General features: G+C 47.4%; 19 protein-coding genes and 1 riboswitch. Of the genes, 5 read left to right on the top strand and 14 right to left on the bottom strand.

Annotated features, from left to right (window positions below):
• Positions 1-148 precede the first annotated feature (148 nt).
• On the top strand, positions 149-364 hold the full coding sequence (locus tag DESPCE1_RS0106415) for a hypothetical protein (protein WP_019849862.1): 216 nt from the start codon (positions 149-151) through the stop codon (positions 362-364).
• A 130-nt stretch (positions 365-494) separates the two neighbouring features.
• On the opposite strand, the gene DESPCE1_RS23175 is transcribed toward DESPCE1_RS0106415, so the two are convergent.
• From DESPCE1_RS23175 to DESPCE1_RS0106395, 4 genes are all read right to left on the bottom strand, one after another.
• Positions 495-662, bottom strand: coding sequence for a hypothetical protein (locus tag DESPCE1_RS23175; protein ID WP_019849861.1), 168 nt, complete (start codon positions 660-662; stop codon positions 495-497).
• A gap of 243 nt (positions 663-905) precedes the next feature.
• Positions 906-1,076 carry a hypothetical protein gene (locus tag DESPCE1_RS23630; RefSeq protein ID WP_242835367.1) on the bottom strand — a complete coding sequence of 57 codons (171 nt, stop codon included), beginning with the start codon at positions 1,074-1,076 and terminating at the stop codon, positions 906-908.
• A gap of 142 nt (positions 1,077-1,218) precedes the next feature.
• Positions 1,219-2,370, bottom strand: a complete 1,152-nt coding sequence (gene hisZ / locus DESPCE1_RS0106400) for an ATP phosphoribosyltransferase regulatory subunit (RefSeq protein WP_019849859.1) — start codon at positions 2,368-2,370, stop codon at positions 1,219-1,221.
• Position 2,371: 1 nt separating this feature from the next.
• Positions 2,372-2,713, bottom strand: coding sequence for a YerC/YecD family TrpR-related protein (locus DESPCE1_RS0106395; protein WP_019849858.1), 342 nt, complete (start codon positions 2,711-2,713; stop codon positions 2,372-2,374).
• Between the two features lie 214 nt (positions 2,714-2,927).
• Positions 2,928-3,028, top strand: a riboswitch (SAM riboswitch).
• 87 nt (positions 3,029-3,115) lie between these two features.
• On the opposite strand from DESPCE1_RS0106395, the gene DESPCE1_RS0106390 reads away from it, so the two are divergent.
• The 4 genes from DESPCE1_RS0106390 to DESPCE1_RS0106375 all read left to right on the top strand — a co-directional run bounded on the left by DESPCE1_RS0106390 (position 3,116) and on the right by DESPCE1_RS0106375 (position 6,863).
• A complete protein-coding gene (locus DESPCE1_RS0106390; RefSeq protein WP_019849857.1) occupies positions 3,116-4,138 on the top strand; it encodes a methionine ABC transporter ATP-binding protein in 1,023 nt (340 codons plus the stop codon).
• Complete coding sequence (locus DESPCE1_RS0106385; protein ID WP_014793292.1) at positions 4,131-4,808, top strand: methionine ABC transporter permease; 678 nt, start codon at positions 4,131-4,133, stop codon at positions 4,806-4,808. Before DESPCE1_RS0106390 ends, DESPCE1_RS0106385 begins: the two co-directional genes overlap by 8 nt.
• Before the next feature lie 165 nt (positions 4,809-4,973).
• Positions 4,974-5,819 carry a MetQ/NlpA family ABC transporter substrate-binding protein gene (locus DESPCE1_RS0106380; protein WP_014793291.1) on the top strand — a complete coding sequence of 282 codons (846 nt, stop codon included), beginning with the start codon at positions 4,974-4,976 and terminating at the stop codon, positions 5,817-5,819.
• A 342-nt stretch (positions 5,820-6,161) separates the two neighbouring features.
• Positions 6,162-6,863: a hypothetical protein gene (locus tag DESPCE1_RS0106375; protein WP_019849856.1), complete on the top strand. Its 702-nt coding sequence runs from the start codon at positions 6,162-6,164 to the stop codon at positions 6,861-6,863.
• Here the strand turns inward: DESPCE1_RS0106375 and DESPCE1_RS0106370 are convergent.
• The 10 genes from DESPCE1_RS0106370 to purE all read right to left on the bottom strand — a co-directional run bounded on the left by DESPCE1_RS0106370 (position 6,858) and on the right by purE (position 18,003).
• Positions 6,858-8,213 (bottom strand): MFS transporter, encoded by a 1,356-nt coding sequence (locus DESPCE1_RS0106370; protein WP_019849855.1) that lies wholly within the window; start codon positions 8,211-8,213, stop codon positions 6,858-6,860. The two genes, DESPCE1_RS0106375 and DESPCE1_RS0106370, sit on opposite strands and share 6 nt — an antisense overlap.
• A 115-nt stretch (positions 8,214-8,328) precedes the next feature.
• Positions 8,329-8,883 (bottom strand): manganese catalase family protein, encoded by a 555-nt coding sequence (locus DESPCE1_RS0106365; RefSeq protein ID WP_014793288.1) that lies wholly within the window; start codon positions 8,881-8,883, stop codon positions 8,329-8,331.
• Between the two features lie 81 nt (positions 8,884-8,964).
• Positions 8,965-10,224: a phosphoribosylamine--glycine ligase gene (gene purD, locus DESPCE1_RS0106360; protein WP_019849854.1), complete on the bottom strand. Its 1,260-nt coding sequence runs from the start codon at positions 10,222-10,224 to the stop codon at positions 8,965-8,967.
• A 529-nt stretch (positions 10,225-10,753) separates the two neighbouring features.
• Positions 10,754-12,304, bottom strand: a complete 1,551-nt coding sequence (gene purH, locus DESPCE1_RS0106355) for a bifunctional phosphoribosylaminoimidazolecarboxamide formyltransferase/IMP cyclohydrolase (protein WP_019849853.1) — start codon at positions 12,302-12,304, stop codon at positions 10,754-10,756.
• A gap of 18 nt (positions 12,305-12,322) precedes the next feature.
• Positions 12,323-12,922, bottom strand: a complete 600-nt coding sequence (gene purN, locus DESPCE1_RS0106350; RefSeq protein ID WP_019849852.1) for a phosphoribosylglycinamide formyltransferase — start codon at positions 12,920-12,922, stop codon at positions 12,323-12,325.
• Complete coding sequence (purM, locus tag DESPCE1_RS0106345; protein ID WP_019849851.1) at positions 12,922-13,941, bottom strand: phosphoribosylformylglycinamidine cyclo-ligase; 1,020 nt, start codon at positions 13,939-13,941, stop codon at positions 12,922-12,924. The genes purN and purM overlap by 1 nt, the downstream gene beginning before the upstream one ends.
• Positions 13,942-13,982: 41 nt before the next feature.
• Positions 13,983-15,401 (bottom strand): amidophosphoribosyltransferase, encoded by a 1,419-nt coding sequence (gene purF / locus DESPCE1_RS0106340; protein ID WP_014793283.1) that lies wholly within the window; start codon positions 15,399-15,401, stop codon positions 13,983-13,985.
• Between the two features lie 18 nt (positions 15,402-15,419).
• Entirely contained in the window at positions 15,420-16,136 is a 717-nt protein-coding gene (gene purC / locus DESPCE1_RS0106335) for a phosphoribosylaminoimidazolesuccinocarboxamide synthase (protein ID WP_019849850.1), read from the bottom strand.
• Between the two features lie 61 nt (positions 16,137-16,197).
• Positions 16,198-17,493: an adenylosuccinate lyase gene (gene purB / locus DESPCE1_RS0106330; protein ID WP_019849849.1), complete on the bottom strand. Its 1,296-nt coding sequence runs from the start codon at positions 17,491-17,493 to the stop codon at positions 16,198-16,200.
• Between the two features lie 3 nt (positions 17,494-17,496).
• Positions 17,497-18,003, bottom strand: a complete 507-nt coding sequence (gene purE, locus DESPCE1_RS0106325) for a 5-(carboxyamino)imidazole ribonucleotide mutase (protein ID WP_014793280.1) — start codon at positions 18,001-18,003, stop codon at positions 17,497-17,499.
• Positions 18,004-18,015: the final 12 nt, after the last annotated feature.

Genomic DNA, 18,015 nt, shown 5'->3' with positions numbered 1-18,015 from the left:
TTTTGAAGAAATCATACACTACCCTGTTGTCCTATTTAACAATGAACCGGTTAACGACAAGTTCATGGAGTTTTTTCATTATGAAAAACCTAATATTATTCTCTAGTCAACTAATATGGAAATTTGCCGTAAACTGATAAGAAAGAACATGGCCATCAGTTTCTTTTCAGAATTTACCGAATCATTTTTTAATCCCCGCCGTCTGACCTCAATCCCCCTTGAAGGCCCTTTAAAGTCCTATATCGGCTTTGTCACCGCCAAGAAGCAACCTCTCTCTGCCGTGAGCAAAGAATTTATTTCTATTGTGGAAGAAGTATTAAGTGACCACTTGCAGAAGAAAGGAAATCTACATGATACTAACTAGTGCATTCAGCTTGCTCTCTGGCATAATGTTGGTCCTCTGTCAAGATTTTGGCTATCACAGTGGGCAACTTTTCGCTTGACGCTACTACCGGAACACACATGTCCCCAAACGCGATCGTGGAGTCTTTTCCTTATTCATCATCATGGTTTTCATCCTGAATGGTGATAACTTTGAGCCCAGAAGACGGCTCTCCATTTATGAATTCCGCCTCTCCCTCCTGCTGCGCTTTTAAAAGGATATCCATGGCATCTGCGACTTTAGCCGCCAGTTGAAAATACATCTTTTCATAATCCGTCATTTAATCTATACCCCCTATTTCAAGCAGCGGCAAGGCTCAAGGTCTTGACCCGGTTCTGCCGTCTGCTTTTATAGGGGAAATTAAAAAGCACATGCGAGGTTTTTTTCACCCTACACATGCGCTATGCTTCGTTATCTGCTGAATCCTAAACACCTAACCCCGTTCAACCGGAAGCAAACCGGCTGTAAACAGAAAAGCAATCCGCATAACCGGTATGCGAACAGTTCCTTTCCGCTGCCAGGGTCAGGAATAGGCTGAATCTCCTGCTGCGTGAAGCCGCACAGTCTGTTCCCCGCCCCATCCCACTATACCCATCTCACCCGCAGCACAGGCACTTTGCTTGTGCAGAAACGGGCAGCGTTGTATAATAAGAATGTCGTCGTGGACAGCTTGACTGTTACGTGTAGGTGCCAACACACCTGCTCGTGCCTGGAAGTGCTCCAACACTTTCAGGTCACGGCGACTTTTTAATTTCCACCTATTTCTAATTATAGCTTTTTTGAGGGGAATTGCAAGGCATGGGAGAGCGGGAATCATCATAAACCTTTTTATTGAATCACCTTGCGCAAACTACTTCCTTGATTCCTTTGCGGTTAGCCGATTCCACAGCTTGTTCCTGTGTAAAGCTTTCCAGACACATCTCCACACGTTTTCCTGGTTGGCGGAGTTTCCGGGCTTCAGCGATAACTTTTGAAACATCACTGCCATAGACAAGAACTTCCGGGATTTCAGCATTGGAGCAGGTCATTTGCTCGATGATAGCCTTTAGATTGATAGCAAACCCTGTAGCAGGGGCATCCTCCCCAAATTCACCGTATAGGGAGTCATAACGCCCTCCTTCAACAACAGGGAAGCCCACTCCGGGAACATAGCCTTCAAAGACTGCACCCGTATAATAACTAAAGCCACGTAAAATCCCCAGATCCAGGGACACATAGTCCTGAACTCCGAAAATCTTTAAGTATTGATACACCTGCCTCAGGGCATCCACTGCTTCCAGCAAGGAAGGCCGCCGGCTCCACTCCAGAACCTGATCCAGCATATCCTCTTTACCATGAAGATGGGGAAGCTTTAAAAGAACGTCCTGAATCTTTAATTCAAAACCGTAGTCCTTAACCAACCGCTCAATCCCCACAAAATCCTTGCGGGCCAGCTTCTCTTGATAATGGAGCTGGAATTCCTGAGGAACTCCCAACTCAGCCATAATACCTTTAAATATACCCATATGTCCCAAATTGATTTGAAAACCCATTCCGCCGATTTTGCGGAGAGCTTCAATCGCTAAGGCGACTACTTCGGCATCCGCCGCAGGGGAGGCTGATCCGATAAGCTCTACTCCTACTTGCCTGAATTCTTGTTTATGAGATTTAGAATAGCGGAAGACATCCGCTGCGTAACATAATCGCAAAGGAAAGGCAGTCCCCCGCATCCGGGTGCTGACCATCCGGGCGATGGGAGTGGTTAACTCCGGACGCAGCACCAGGACATGGCCCTGACGATCAAAGAGCTTAAAGAAACTATCCCCTTCTTCTTCGACCGGCTGGATGCATGCCCCATACTCCAAGGTCGGAGTGACAACCTTCTGATAAGCCCATGCTTTGAATAAATCCAGCGCAGAGGCCTCTGCCCGCTCTTGTAAGGCTAACTCATCTGGAAGAATATCATGCATCCCTTTCGGGATTCTTAAGCCCAAAGAACTTCGCGGCATATTAGTCCTCCTCCTTTTCCTTCTCCTCTAAACGCTTCAGGACCATTTGATAACCATCTGCCCCAAAATACAAACACCTCTTGACCCGACTAATAGTAGCCGTGCTGGCACCTGTGGATTGAGCAATAGTGGTGTAGGTCACATTCTTTTCAAGAAGTTTGGCCACTTCCAGGCGCTGAGCCAGGGACTTAATCTCCGCCACCGTAGCGATATCCTGAAAGAACCTATAGCATTCTTCCCGATCCTTTAATAATAAAAGAGCGTCAAAAAGCGCATCCGTTAAGGAATCACGCAAGCGCTGATCAATTCCCTTAAAATCATCGTCATTATATTCATTCATCATCGATCATCTCCTTATACTTCTATACTTTAATTTATTAAAGTATGAGGTCCTTGTCAATATTCATAATCCTTCTTAAGAAAATTTGTTTAAAAAAGAAATGTCCTTTGATCATAATAAGAACTGTTGTAAAAATTGCTTGCCAAAACCCTATGCTCTATGTTAATATATTGTCTATCAAGATTTCGACTGAAACTTGTCTAAAAATCAATACACACTCTTATCCAGAGTAGGTGGAGGGACTGGCCCGATGAAACCCGGCAACCGACATGAAAATGCACGGTGCTAAATCCTGCAGGAAATACTGGGAGATGAGAGGAAACCCGACTATAACTCCGCGGATTTCCTCGTGGAGTTTTTTATTATATTTTATATTGAGTTAGAACCTAACGAGGAGGAACAGCGTTGATTAGAATTGAGAACTTAACAAAGGTTTACACCTCCCGCAAAGAGCAAGTTGTAGCCATTCAAGATATCTCCCTTCATATTCCCAAAGGCGCTATATACGGCATCATCGGTTTAAGCGGCGCAGGTAAAAGTACCCTGGTCCGTTGCATCAATCGCTTGGAAGAGCCTACCGGCGGTAAAATCGTGATCGATGGTCAGGACTTGACGGCGATGTCTGCTCCTGAGCTCCGGCAAGCCCGCCAAAAGATCGGCATGATCTTTCAGCACTTCCATCTGCTCCAGTCCCGCACCGTTTTTGATAATATTGCCTTTCCCTTAGAGATTGCCGGTTTTAAAAAACCGGAGATAGAAGAACGAGTTAAGGAACTTCTCCCCTTAGTCGGTTTGGAAGATAAAGCTTATGCCTATCCTTCCCAGCTTAGCGGCGGTCAAAAGCAAAGAGTGGGGATTGCTCGTGCATTAGCCACCAATCCCAAAGTACTCCTTTGTGATGAAGCCACCTCTGCCCTTGACCCCCAAACCACTTTATCCATATTGGATCTCTTAAAGGATATCAACCAACGCTTCGGCTTAACCATCATCATGATTACTCACGAAATGAAAGTGGTTAAAGAGATCTGTACCGATGTGGCCGTCATCCATGAGTCAAAAATCGCCGAACAAGGACCGGTGGAATCTGTCTTTATTCACCCCCAGTCCAGTGTTGCCAAAGAATTTATCTCTACCGTATTTCCTAATGAGCTGCCTGGGGATTTGCTCCGTGAACTGGCCACACATCCCAATTCCCAGATCGTACGCATCCAATTCTTAGGCTCACGGGCCTCGGACCCTATCATTGCCGATCTTATGAAAGAATGTGAAGTTCGGGCCAACATCCTCTACGGAAGTATCGACCACCTCCGCTCCACTCTCTTTGGCACCCTGACTTTGGAGCTCCAAGGAGAGCCCGAGCAGCTGGCTTCAGCTCATCAATATCTTGCTCAGCGCGAACTTAAAGTGGAGGTGATCAAGCATGTTTGATTTTACCAATCCCCAATACTGGGAAACCATCTATCGACTTCTGGTCCCTGCCACAGGAGATACTTTATATATGGTTATCGTCTCCACTCTGCTGGCCTATCTTATGGGCGTTCCCCTTGGGGTTATTCTGGTCATCTCTTCCCCCGAGCATATCTCACCCAATCCCTGGATAGAACGCACCCTCGGGACGGTGATCAACATCTTCCGTTCAATACCCTTCATCATTTTGCTCTTGCTCTTGATTCCCGTCACTCAGGCCATTGTCGGTACCTATATCGGTACAACGGCGGCAATAGTACCTTTAGTCATTGCCACAGCACCTTTCGTAGCCCGCATGGTGGAAAATTCACTGAAAGAAGTTCCTTATGGAGTCATTGAAGCAGCTTTATCCATGGGTTCTTCCCCTTGGCAAATTATCTGTAAAGTTCTTTTACCCGAGGCTAAAGCCTCTCTCGTCTTAGGCGTCGCTATCACTACCATCAGTGTCGTTGGGTATACCGCCATGGCGGGAGCCGTAGGAGGCGGTGGCTTGGGAGATGTCGCCATACGCTATGGACAACACCGTTTTCGGACCGATGTTATGTTTATGACCGTCATCATCCTTGTGATCATCGTCCAATTCGTCCAACTCTTTGGCACCAAACTGGCTCGCCGGATTAATCACCACTAAGCATGTTCCAAGCTCTCACTCAAATTCATGCCGGGCGATACCGGTACTCCGTCATGTTCTTTGAGGAGAAGGCTTGAGCATATATCTTCTAAAGGGTATCTCACAGAAATGTCTTCATGTGTATCTTCAGAGGAAAAGAAAGAAGAATTTAAGGAGGAAATAAGAATGAAACGTAAACTCTCGACTTTAATTATCGGCTCCGTAGTAGCCCTATCCTTGGTACTTACCGGGTGCGGAAGCACCCCTCAAAAAGCCGATACTCCGCCCAACTCCGGTAATGCTAATGAGCCTGTGACAATCAAAGTAGGCGCTACTCCCGTTCCCCATGCCGAACTTCTTGAATTCGTCCAACCTAAATTAGCAGAACAAGGTATCAATCTGGAAATCGTCGATTTTACGGATTACGCTCTTCCTAACCCAGCCGTTAACGACGGAGTCATCGACGCCAACTTCTTCCAACACACTCCTTACCTGGATACCTACCTTGCTCAAGGCATGAAGCTGGCAATCATCGGCACCGTGCATATTGAGCCCATGGGCTTCTACTCTAAAAAAGTAACCAAAATCGATGAGCTCAAAGACGGTGATGCTATTGCCATCCCTAACGATCCCTCCAATGGCGGCCGCGCTTTAGCCGTCTTAGAACAAGCCGGATTGATTAAACTCAAAGACGGTGCCGGTGTCACCGCAACAGAATTGGATATCGTTGAAAACCCTAAAAAGCTAAAAATTCAAGCCATTGAGGCTGCTCAACTTCCCCACGCTCTTACTGACCCCAAAATTGCTGGAGCTGTCATCAACACCAACTACGCTTTAGAAGCCGGCCTCAATCCCACTGAGGATGCCATTGTCCTTGAAGGCAAAGATTCTCCTTATGCCAACATCGTGGTAGCCAAAGAAGATCGCAAAAACGATCCCAATCTCAAAAAATTAGTAGATGCTTTGAACTCCCCAGAAGTTAAGCAGTTTATTGAAGATACCTACAAAGGTGCTGTCGTTCCTGCCTTCTAAGCATTACTACTTCAACTCATAAAGAAAGAGCCGTTCCTCAAACCGAGGGCGGCTTTTCTCATTGCTATGCACTCTATGTCTATTTTAATCTTAACAATTTAATCTTTGCTCTTACCATCAGATCCTGAAACTTCTCATTATCCATGAATCCACATCCTTATTCCTAGGAATGGAATAATCATATCTTATCCCCTAGATTAACCCAACTACAAATCCACTTAAACCCATCTCCGATTACCATATTTTTGATGGCATAGAACGGGTCACTCCTCACACACTATAGACAAATTACCCAGGATGAAGAACTTAGTCAACATCTTGGACTATGAGGAGAATATCTCTATGAATTCCTTCGATAAAAAAATCCAGACCCGATTACGCATGCATCCTGAGATGCTGCGCAACATTTTAACCGAGCCCAATGAAGAGACTCTCACGACCTTAACCCGCTATAAAGTGTTTGAATCCAAAGGAGCCTATCTCAGCCAACTTCTTCTTTCCCTGCTTCCCCAGTGGGAATACCTGGCTTGCGAAGGCAATGCATATTTAGGACAAATCCTTCGCGACCTGGAAAAGACGCCCATTAGTCCGGTTCCTCATGAGTCCGATTTTCTGCGGGCGAATCTATTGCGTATCCGCATCCTTGCCGAAACTCCAGGAGTTTTTCCTTTTTCCCCCTTTATTATTCAAGAACATCTTCTCAACTTTTTAGAGGGTGCGGATCTGATCGCTGATTTACCCCAATTGACGGTCATTCATTTCAGCAGAGATGAACTGAGGCCCTTAGCCTCAGAACTGGCTCAATACCGCCTTAGCCCTTTAAGCCGCCGCTATGTGCAGAACCTGTTCCACCAGGAACGCCAGGAAGCCATTCTCTCCAATCTTGCTTATCTATGCAAAAACTATCCTTTGCTCGGCACCTGCCGACAGGCCTATGCTTTGCTGCTCTCCCTGGATAACATTGAAAATTGGAGCAAACACCCCTTCTGCCTCCGTCTGGTGTCCAATCGCTTCTGGGATTATCGCACAAAGGAGATCTTATAGCTCATCCATGGGTCGGCCTTTCGTCTCTTCACCTAGAACGAGAACATTAAAGACAACTAATATAAGCACTCCGGCAAACATCAGAAAAACCGTTTCTGTAGGTATTTCTGCTCCCAGCATGCGGCCTACCACCATAGGGGCTAAGATGCCGCCGATACGGCCAAACCCTGCAGCCCAACCGGCACCGGTTCCACGAGCTCTGGTAGGATAAAGCTCAGGGGTATAGGTGTAGAGAATTCCCCATGCTCCAAGATTAAAGAAAGACATAAGGGAGCCAAAGACAAGAATCATTGTCACACTGTTTCCCTGACCAAAGAAATAAGCACTCATCGCCGTACCCAAAACGAAAGCAGCCAAGGTAGGCTTTCGCCCAATGCGATCGACCAAAAAAGCCGCGCTAAAATAACCGGGAATCTGAGCTAAGGTCATAATAATAACATAGCTAAAACTCTTGGTCAGAGAGAAACCCTTTAAAGCAAGAATAGAGGGCAGCCATGTGAAAATCCCATAGTAAGAATACACAATTCCGAACCAAAGAAGCCAGAGAAATACCGTTCTGCGCAGAAACTTCCGGGAAAACAATTCCGCTACTGTGACCCGGTGCAGCACTTTGGTATTAGGAGTCTCTTGCTTTGGCAGCTCTCTTTCACGTTTTACTTCTTTATCAATTCTACTATTTTTCCCATCAGAGCCTGCCTCCCCGGCGACCATGCGATACACTGCCTCAGCCTCTTGTATTCTTCCCTGTTCCTCAAGAAATCGCGGTGACTCCGGGATGTACTTCCAGAGATAGAAAACATAAAGAGCAGGAATTGCACCAATAAAAAAAGCAATATGCCAACCATAGTTGGGAATAATCAGGTAGGAAATAACGGATGCCAAGAGCCATCCTATGGCCCAGAAGCTTTCCAAAAGAACGAGAAATTTCCCCCGATGCTTAGCAGGGGTGAACTCACTAACCAAAGTTACCGCAACAGGCAGTTGTCCTCCCAAACCGAACCCCACGAGAAAACGAAAAAACAAAAGGGAACTATAACTCCATGCTAAGCCGCATAATCCAGTAGCTAAAGAATACATAACCAAAGTAAAAGCAAAGACCTTTTTTCTTCCGATCCGGTCCGCCACACTCCCGGACAGAATAGCTCCCAGAGCCATTCCTAACAGGCCGACACTCCCGATATTCCCCACCTGTTCCGGGGTTAATCCCCAAGTCTTCATCAATACCGGCAGAACAAAGGAAATAATGCCCGTATCCATGGAATCAAACATCCATCCTAAACCTGCAGAAATAAGAAGTATATAGTGAAATCTCTTAACCGGTAGGTTTTCTATTCGTTGTGATATACTCATCTATTATCCTCCTGAAAGAATCGATGATAATTTTATATAGTTTAGCAAAAATTAGTAAAAAAATAAAGAAGCTTGCAGATTAAGCTTCTTTTTTGCTTTTTAAATTTTATGCTATCTATTCCAGTACCTGTAAACTCATTTTATACTCATAGATAATCTCCATATATTGCTCTGAAGTACCTCCTTCAGTTAAGACCTTATAACTTTGATATAAGAGCCTTTGATGAATCCCTTCCCGCCGGGCTAAAAAGGTAAGCAGACGTTTAACTCCAGGATCCTGGGTCATGGAAGCATGCTTCTCATACAAAAGGCGTGCTCTCTTTTCCAAGGCAGCATTAGCTCTTAAAAGTTTATCCGGTTCAGAATACTGGTTTACATAGGAAAGAGACCAAGGGGAGTTCTTATGATCGCTTAAGCGATTGACCTCCCCGCCCAGCTTAATAATCATTGCCGATAAAGTTTCCAAGTGAGCAAGTTCTTCAGCCATGATGAGCCCTAAAAGTTCACGTAAAAAACGGTTGTCTATATTAACCTGATGATTTAAGTATTGAACTGCCTGGGTGAGCTCTCCATCCTTTCCACCATAATGCTCCAACAATTCTTTGGCCAGGACCGGATCAGGCCCTTCCACATGGATAGGATAAAAGAACCTTTTTCGATAGATGTACACACCCTTCCCCCCTTTGAACGTCGTCCTGTCTTCATTATATGAAGACGGGACAAACTGAAGTCACAGAGGGAAAAGCCGAAACTAAAGACCTTTTACCCCAATATCTTTACGATAATGAGCTCCGGGGAAGTCTATTCTTTCTGCTAAGGCATACCCCAACTGACGTGCCTGGTTAAGATCATCTCCCAAAACCGTTACCCCCAAAACCCTTCCGCCAGAGCTCTGCAGCTCTCCATCTTGGGAAAGGGAGGTTCCGGCGTGAAAAATCACTTCTCCTTGCTCAAAGACTTCCGGCAAGGCGATGGGTATGCCTTTTTCGTAGGCCATAGGGTACCCCGGTGCGGCCATAACGATACAGATAGCTTTTTCTTTTTTCCATTCCAACTTTATATCCTTAAGCTGCCCCTCAGTACAAGCCCAAAGAACTTCGAATAAATCCGATTCCATACGGGCCATAACCACTTGGGTTTCCGGATCACCGAAGCGGACATTGAATTCCAGCGTTTTAGGACCATTTTTGGTCAGCATCAAACCGGCAAAAAGAACCCCTTGAAAGGGCATCCCCTTATCCTTCATGACTTTTAAAGTGGGGTGCACGATTGTTCTTAATGCCTCTTCTTCCATCTCCGCATTCCAAAAAGGTGGAGGACTATAAGTACCCATTCCGCCGGTGTTCAAACCCTGGTCCCCGTCCAAAGCTCGTTTATGGTCTTGAACAGGAACCAGAGCGACCGCATGCTCACCGTCACAGAGACAGAGTAAGCTGACTTCCTGCCCTTCCATATATTCTTCAATCAAGAGCAATTTTCCCGACTCACCTAAAGAGCCGTCCATTAACTCATCCACAGCCGTCAACGCCGTGTCCAAGTCCATGGCTACAATCACTCCCTTGCCGGCTGCTAGGCCATCGGCCTTTAAGACAATAGGTGCTCCCATGTGCTTAATATATTCCTTGGCCTTCTCCGGTTCAGAGAACACCCGGCTTTGAGCCGTGGGTACCCCTGCCTCTTCCATAATTTCCTTGGCAAAGGACTTGCTTCCTTCCAGCCGGGCGGCTCCTTGAGTAGGTCCAAAAATCCTCAACCCCTCTTTTTGGAAAGCATCCACGATCCCTAAAGTCAAAGGAGCCTCAGGACCCACAATGGTTAAATCAATGCCCTCTTTTTGGGCAAATTCAAGTAAGCCGGGGATATCTGTAGCCGAAATCGCCACATTCCATTCCAGAGTTCCGGCATTTCCCGGAGCAACATACAACTTCCCGACCTCCGGACTTTGGGCTATTTTCCAGGCCAGGGCATGTTCTCTGCCTCCATTGCCTACCACCAAAACCTTCTTACCCATGAGACACCTTCTTTACAATTTGATTTAGACTACTTTAGGAAAACCCAAAAGCTGATTCTCCAGGATTTTGCTTTACACCTGCCGCTCCATAAGCTGCGCGGACAAAACTAACGCTCAAAGCTCTCCGCTCCCTTTTGTAAAGCAAAATCCTTGGGCTTGTCTTTCGGGCTTGAGCAAGCGGGCGTTGTGGAAAATGTGGGGTAAGTTGCTTGACTCAAGTCGCTTTTTCCGTCTTTGCCGACGCCGCTTAAGCGGCAGGGTCGGCTACCCAAAGAAAAACCGAAAAAGACCCGCAAGACGTAGCTTTACGTACAAAAGCGAACAGATTTAGCGGAGGGGCGGTCGGGTAAACGAGGCTTTCTTAACTTAGTCGAGCCACTGGTTCACATGCAGACAGCAGCGGGGTTTGGCTCGGCTGTTAAGAAAGCGAGTGAACCAGCCCCGGAGCTATGGAGTAAGCGTTGTGCGTAAAGCTACGCGACCCGGACATTCTCTGCTGATACCGCAACAGCAGCAGACAACTCCATTCTTAATGCTTAAAGTGGCGACGATGAGTAAACACCATAATCAGGTTCAAGCGATCAGCCGCTTCAATGACTTCCGCATCTCTGACCGAGCCGCCCGGCTGAACCACAGCACGCACACCTGCTTTTGCCGCTTCCTCCAAAGAATCCGGGAACGGAAAAAAAGCATCGGAGGCCAGATAAGCTCCCTGAGCTTTTTCTCCCGCCTGTTCCAAGGCAATCTTGACTGAGCCGACCCGATTCATCTGACCCGCTCCCACCCCAAGGGTTTGGCCATTTTTGGCTAGTACAATAGCATTGGATTTGACATGCTTCACCACCCGCCAGGCAAAGTCCAATTCGCGAAGATCCTCAGGGATGGGCTGGCGCTTACTGGCTACCTGCCATTCTGAGACCGGTGTAGTCCCCTCATCCTCTTCCTGAATTAAATATCCACCTTGGATGGAACAAACCTTCCAGGGCGTGATCGTTGGATTCCCGTCCTGAGCTACCTTGACAAGGCGAAGATTCTTCTTTTCCTGTAGTATTGCCCTGGCTTCAGAGCTGAATTCAGGAGCAACGATGACTTCATAGAAGTGAGCCTTAAGTGCGCCGGCACATTCAGCATCGATTGCACGGTTAAAGGCGATAATTCCTCCAAATGCCGACACCGGATCCGCTTCCAGAGCCCTTTCATACGCTTCCAGAGCCGTTTTTCCCAAAGCTGTACCGCAGGGATTGGTATGCTTAATAATAGCGCAGGCCGGATCATTGAAATCCTGGACGATACTCCAGGCTGCGTCCATATCCATCCAATTATTATAGGAGAGTTCTTTCCCCTGAATCTGCTCGCCATGGGCCAATGTCCCCATTGCTTCTACTCCCCGATAAAAAGCAGCTTTCTGGTCCGGGTTCTCCCCATAGCGAAGATCCTGAACCTTTTGGGCAGAGAGTGTTATGGTATCGGGGAAAGGTGAGGTGGAGATGGACTCCCCAGCAAGCTCCGCCGTCAAATACCCAGCAATACACTGATCATATTCGGCGGTATGGGCAAAGGCCTCTGCCGCCAAGCGTTTACGCATAGCATAAGGGATTTCCCCCTGCTCACGTAGGGCTTGAAGTACCTCTGAGTACCGCTGCGGATTGACGACAATACCCACCCGTTCCTGATTCTTTGCTGCCGCACGAACCATGGAAGGACCGCCAATATCAATATTCTCAATGGCCTCCTGGAACTGAACTCCCGGTTTGGCAATGGTCTCTTTAAAGGGATAGAGATTCACCACCACCAAATCAATCAGGCCGATATCATTATTCTTGAGCTGCTGCAAATGTTCTTCCGTAGCTCTGGCCAAAATGCCGCCATGAATCTTCGGATGAAGGGTCTTGACCCGCCCATCCAAAATCTCCGGAAATTCCGTAATCTCAGTAACATAGCGAACAGGTAATCCTGCTTCGGTCAAGGTTTTAAAGGTTCCACCGGTAGAAACCAACTCAAAGCCCAACTCAACAAGCCCTTGAGCGAATTCCACAATTCCTGTCTTATTAGAAACACTGAGCACAGCTCGACGATTCATTAAAAAGCCTCCCCAACTCTATAGTTTAACTACGATACGCCCATTTCTTTTGATCCGTCCACTGGCCACCCATCCTACTGCTTCCGGATAAATGCGATGTTCTGCCTCCAGAATACGGGCAGACAAGGAATCTTCCGTATCATCCGGCAAGACGGGTACTGCCTCTTGTGCAATAATGGGACCGCTATCCAGACCTTCATCCACAAAGTGTACTGTGCATCCGGATATCTTGACCCCGTATTCAAGGGCTTGCTTTTGAGCATGCAATCCTTGAAAAGAGGGCAAAAGGGATGGGTGGATGTTAAGTATAGGGATCTGAATATCATGGAGAAACTCCTTGCTTAAAACCTTCATAAACCCAGCCAAAGCCAGAAGCTCTACCTTTTGCTCCAACAGCCAATTCAGGATAGCTTTTTCTTGCTCCTTGCAGGAAGGAAAGTGGCTCAAAGGAAAGGTTGAATGGGGTATACCGGCCTCTTCTGCTCTTTTGAGAGCCAGAGCTCCTTCTTTGTCCGACCCCACAGCCACAAGTTCCCCATTCAATTCTCCATGCTTCCACGCCTCAATCAATGCTTGTAGATTGCTCCCACGTCCGGAAGCAAGGACTCCGATCCGCATCAACTATAACTCACTCCTTTGCTTTGTCCCCTTACCTCTCCCAGGACAAAGCACTTCTCTCCAGCTGCTTGGAGCTGAGTCTGAATAAAGTCGACATCTTGAGGATGGACGATGAGCACAAAGCCAATTCCCATATTGAAGGTGCGCAACATTTCGGCTTCCTCCACCTCACCCATCCTTTGCAAAAGGGTGAAGAGGGCCGGGACTTGCCAAGCTGAACGATCGATCTTTATTCCGAACCCTTCAGGGAGAATCCGGGGAATATTTTCTGTAAGGCCTCCCCCGGTAATATGGGCCATGCCAAGAACTTTACGGCTTTCTATAAGAGGAAGGACACTTTTGACATAAATCCGGGTGGGCCGAATCAGAGCTTCACCTAAGGTTTCCCCCAGTTCCGGATAGTCTTTCTCCCATAGATCGGGAGTAAAAATCTTACGGACCAAGGAATACCCATTGCTATGAAAGCCTGAAGAAGGAAGTCCGATCAGAACATCCCCTTCCCGAATTTGTGACCCATCGATCAGGTCAGGACGATTCACAGCACCTACTGCAAAACCAGCAATATCGTACTCCCCTTCGGAATAAAACCCCGGCATCTCTGCAGTCTCCCCCCCAATCAGGGCACAGCCTGCTAATTCGCAGCCCTTGGCTATTCCACCCACAACCTCGGCTACCCGCTCAGGAACCAGCTTTCCTACAGCAAGATAATCGAGAAAGAACAAAGGCTCCGCACCTTGAACTAAGATATCATTGACACACATAGCTACTGCATCTTGGCCAATGGTATCATGGCGGTTCATCTGAAACGCCAGCTTAAGCTTCGTTCCCACGCCGTCCGTTCCTGAGACCAGAACCGGCTCGGGGTATTTTTTTAGATCCAAAGCAAAGAGCCCGCCAAATCCACCCAGTCCGCCCATGACTTCTGGGCGAATGGTCCGTTTTACAGCGGGCTTCATCAATTCCACCGCTTGATTTCCTGCATCAATGTCCACTCCGGCCTGCCGATAAGAATATCCCATGATAGAACCACCTTTCTATGCAACCTACTCATCGTTATCTCTTAACACTTACCTTTAAATTCTTCCCATTTCTCCTTGGTACCCGCAGGTATTCCAGCAGGGTAATCCCCATTAAAGCAGGCCAAACAGACCGACAGTCCGCCTAAGGCCCGTTGGACACCTTCTTCAGATAAATAATGAAGAGAATCTGCTCCTACATACTCACGTATCCCTTCCCGATCCAACTGCGTGGCAATCAGTTTTTCCCGCTCCGCCGTATCTATGCCATAGTAGCAGGGATAAAGAACCGGCGGAGAGCAGATGAGAAGATGGACCTCTTTGGCCCCTACCTTTCTCAGCAACTCGACGATCCGGGAACTGGTGGTCCCTCTCACGATGGAATCATCAATCATAATGACTCTTTTTCCCTTAATCACTTGAGCATTGGCATTGAGTTTCAGGCGAACAGCTACTTCCCGCATCTCTTGGGTGGGCTGAATAAAGGTTCTCCCCACGTACCGGTTCTTCAGTAATCCCTGGGCAAAGGGGATACCGGATTCCTCAGCGTAGCCAAGGGCAGCGGTCATTCCCGAGTCAGGTACCGGTATGACAATATCTGCATCGATAGGATATTCCCGTGCCAGCTCGACACCCATTCTCCGACGGCTTTCTGTCACGTTCAATTGATCTATCGTACTGTCGGGACGAGCAAAATAAATATATTCAAAGGAACAGACGGCTGTCTTTTGGGCCGGAAACCCTTGCCGGGAATGAAGTCCCTCCTCATCGATAGTAATAATCTCACCGGGCTGAACATCCCGCACGAATTCTGCTCCGATCGTATCCAAGGCACAGCTTTCTGAAGCTAAAACATACCGACCTTCCAGTTGACCAATACATAAAGGGCGTACTCCATGAGGGTCACGCATCCCCAGAATCTTATTTTCCGCAGCCACTACTAAAGCATAGGCCCCCTGCAAATCCAGCATGGTTTTGACCAGAGCATCTTCTAAACTCCCCCGGCCATAGCGGGCAATCAGTTGAACGATCACTTCCGAGTCCACAGTGGTCTGGAATACTGCCCCTTCCTTAGCCAATTCCTCCCGCAATTCTCCCGCATTGGTCAAATTGCCATTATGGGCCAGAGCCATCATACCCTTTTGGTAATGAACCACTAAAGGTTGGGCATTGGTTAGGAGGCTGGAACCTGTGGTTGAATAACGGACATGGCCAATGGCCATTTTTCCGTCCTGTTCAAGTTCCTTAAGAATTCTTTCCGAAAAGACTTCGGCAACCAATCCCATTCCTTTATGGACTTGGATATCCCTTCCATTGGATACGGCAATCCCTGCACTTTCCTGTCCCCGGTGCTGTAAGGCATAGAGCCCGAAATAGGTTAGGCGAGCAACCTCCTGCTCGGGTGCATAAATACCGAATACTCCACATTCTTCATGAGGTTTATCATCCCAGGGTTCTCTCAAAGCGATACCCTCCTAATTTTAATTGTTAAGAACTTCTTTAACACGTCGATAGACTTCCACATAGGCTTCTTCAACCTTGCCCAGATCACGACGGAAGCGATCCTTATCCAGCTTTTCCTGAGTCTCTTTATCCCAAAAGCGGCAGGTATCGGGTGAAATCTCATCCCCTAAATAGACTTTACCATCCGCTGTGCCGAATTCCAGCTTAAAGTCTACCAAGATAATTCCCGCCTGGTCTAAAATCTTCTGTAACTCTCCATTAATTTTAAGCCCCAGTCCTTGAATTTCTTTAAGGTCCGATTCTTCAGCCCACCCCATCGCTAGGGAATGGAACTCATTCACGAAGGGATCACCCAGAGCATCGTCCTTATAGTATAATTCCACCACAGGGCGGCATAATTTAAACCCCTCTTCCACCCCTAAGCGCTTTGCCAAGCTGCCGGCTGCGATATTGCGTACCACCACTTCCAAGGGAATCATGTTCAGCTTGCGTACCAGCATTTCCCGCTCATTAAGCAATTCCAGAAAATGGGTAGGGATCCCAACCTTTTCTAAAACTTCGAAAAAGAGGGCGGAAAGACGATTGTTGACCACTCCTTTATCCTCAATGGTCCCCTTCTTTTCCCCGTTAAAAGCAGTGGCATCATCCTTGTACTCTACCCAATAGATTTCTTCTTGATCAGTTGCATAAACTTTCTTGGCTTTTCCTTCATATAACATTTCGCCTTTTTCCATAGCTCACTCTCCCTCTTCAATCGCCTAATCGATTTCCGCCGGTTCTAAGGTTCTAAGTTTATTAAAGAAGCCCGACTCTCTTGAAAATTGTATCCACATGCTTCGTATGATAGCTGTAATCAAAGAGTTCAGCGATTTCTTCTTCATCTAAATAATTCCGAATGTCTTGATCCTTAAGCACCAAGGATTGGAAAGACTCCTTGGTCTCCCAAGCCTGCAAAGCATTGCGCTGGGTCCAGGCGTAAGCCGTCTCCCGGCTCAGGCCTTTTTCCACCAGGGTCAGCATGACCCTTTGGGAGAAGATCAGCCCTACTACTTTATCGATATTTTCCTGCATGGTTTCTGGAAAGACCCGAAGTCCCTCGATAAGCTTGATCATCTTATCCAACATATAATCCAGAGCAATGGTACTGTCGGGCAGAATAATCCGCTCAGCAGAAGAATGAGAGATATCCCGTTCATGCCAAAGAGCGACATTCTCCAAAGCAGCCTGAGCGTTGCCACGTATGACCCTTGCCATGCCGCAGATTCTTTCACCGGTTATGGGATTTTTCTTATGGGGCATTGCCGAGGAGCCCTTTTGACCTTTGGCAAAAGGTTCTTCCACTTCATGGACATCGGTACGCTGGAGATTTCGCAGTTCCGTAGCTATTCTATCCAAACTGCTGGCAACCCCAGCCAGTGTGGTCATATAAAAGGCATGCCGGTCACGCTGCACTACCTGAGTAGAGATGGGAGCCGGCTTTAATCCCAAGGACTCACAGACCCATTCTTCTACAAAGGGTTCCACATTAGCAAAGGTTCCCACTGCTCCGGAGATTTTTCCGACTCGAATCTCCTCCCGGGCGAATTGGACACGGCCGGTGTGACGCTTAATTTCTTCGTACCATAAAGCAAACTTAAGACCCATAGTGATAGGTTCCGCATGAATGCCATGGGTTCTTCCCATCATCAAGGTATCCTTATGCTCAAGAGCTCTCTTTTTTAGCGCTTCTTCCAACCGCACCAGCTTCTCAAGCAAGATGTCTGCGGCTTCCACCATCTGCAAGGACAAAGCCGTATCCAGAACATCTGAAGAGGTAAGACCGAGATGAATGTATTTTGCTTCCTCCCCTACATGTTCCGCTACATTGGTGGTAAAAGCCAGAACGTCATGGTGGGTGATTTCTTCAATTTCTTTGACTCTTTCCCAAGAAAACCCTGCTCTTTCACGGATGATCCTGACCGCATCTTCCGGAATCTTCCCAAGCTTTGCCCAACCTTCACAGGCTGCTATTTCGATCTTAAGCCAAAGCTCCAACCGATGTTCATCGGTCCAGATTCGCCCCATCTCTGGGAGGGTATATCGTTCAATCATGGGTTATTTCCTCTCTCGATTATCTAAAATCTCCTGTAGCGCTCTATCCTTTTCTTCCACCCCTTGTGCCATCTTAATGCGGTAATTTTTCAAAGCTTCTTTCAGATGTTCATCGGCATTAGCCAACATTTGGACTCCTAAGAGTCCGGCATTTTTAGCACCGTTGATACCGACTGTTGCCACAGGAATACCAGGCGGCATCTGGACGATGGCATACAGGGCATCCACTCCCTCTAAGGCACCGCTCCGAATAGGCACCCCGATAACCGGTAATGTCGTCGCCCCTGCCACAACGCCGGGCAAGTGAGCAGCCATCCCCGCTCCGGCAATAATCACCTTACCGCCCTGTCCTTCAAACTCCTTAACCCAATTTAAGGTTCTTTCCAACGTTCGATGAGCAGAGGACACCTTAACCTCAAAACTCACCCCGAATTCCTTCAGGACTTTGATAGCATCCTCCATCACGTTAAAATCCGAGTCACTGCCCATGACGATACCAACTAAGTTCATACTGCTTCCTCC

The sequence above is a fragment of the Desulfitobacterium sp. PCE1 genome (assembly GCF_000384015.1).
GTDB classification, from domain to species: Bacteria; Bacillota; Desulfitobacteriia; order Desulfitobacteriales; family Desulfitobacteriaceae; genus Desulfitobacterium; species Desulfitobacterium dehalogenans.
This window is presented reverse-complemented; position numbering and strand designations above follow the sequence as displayed.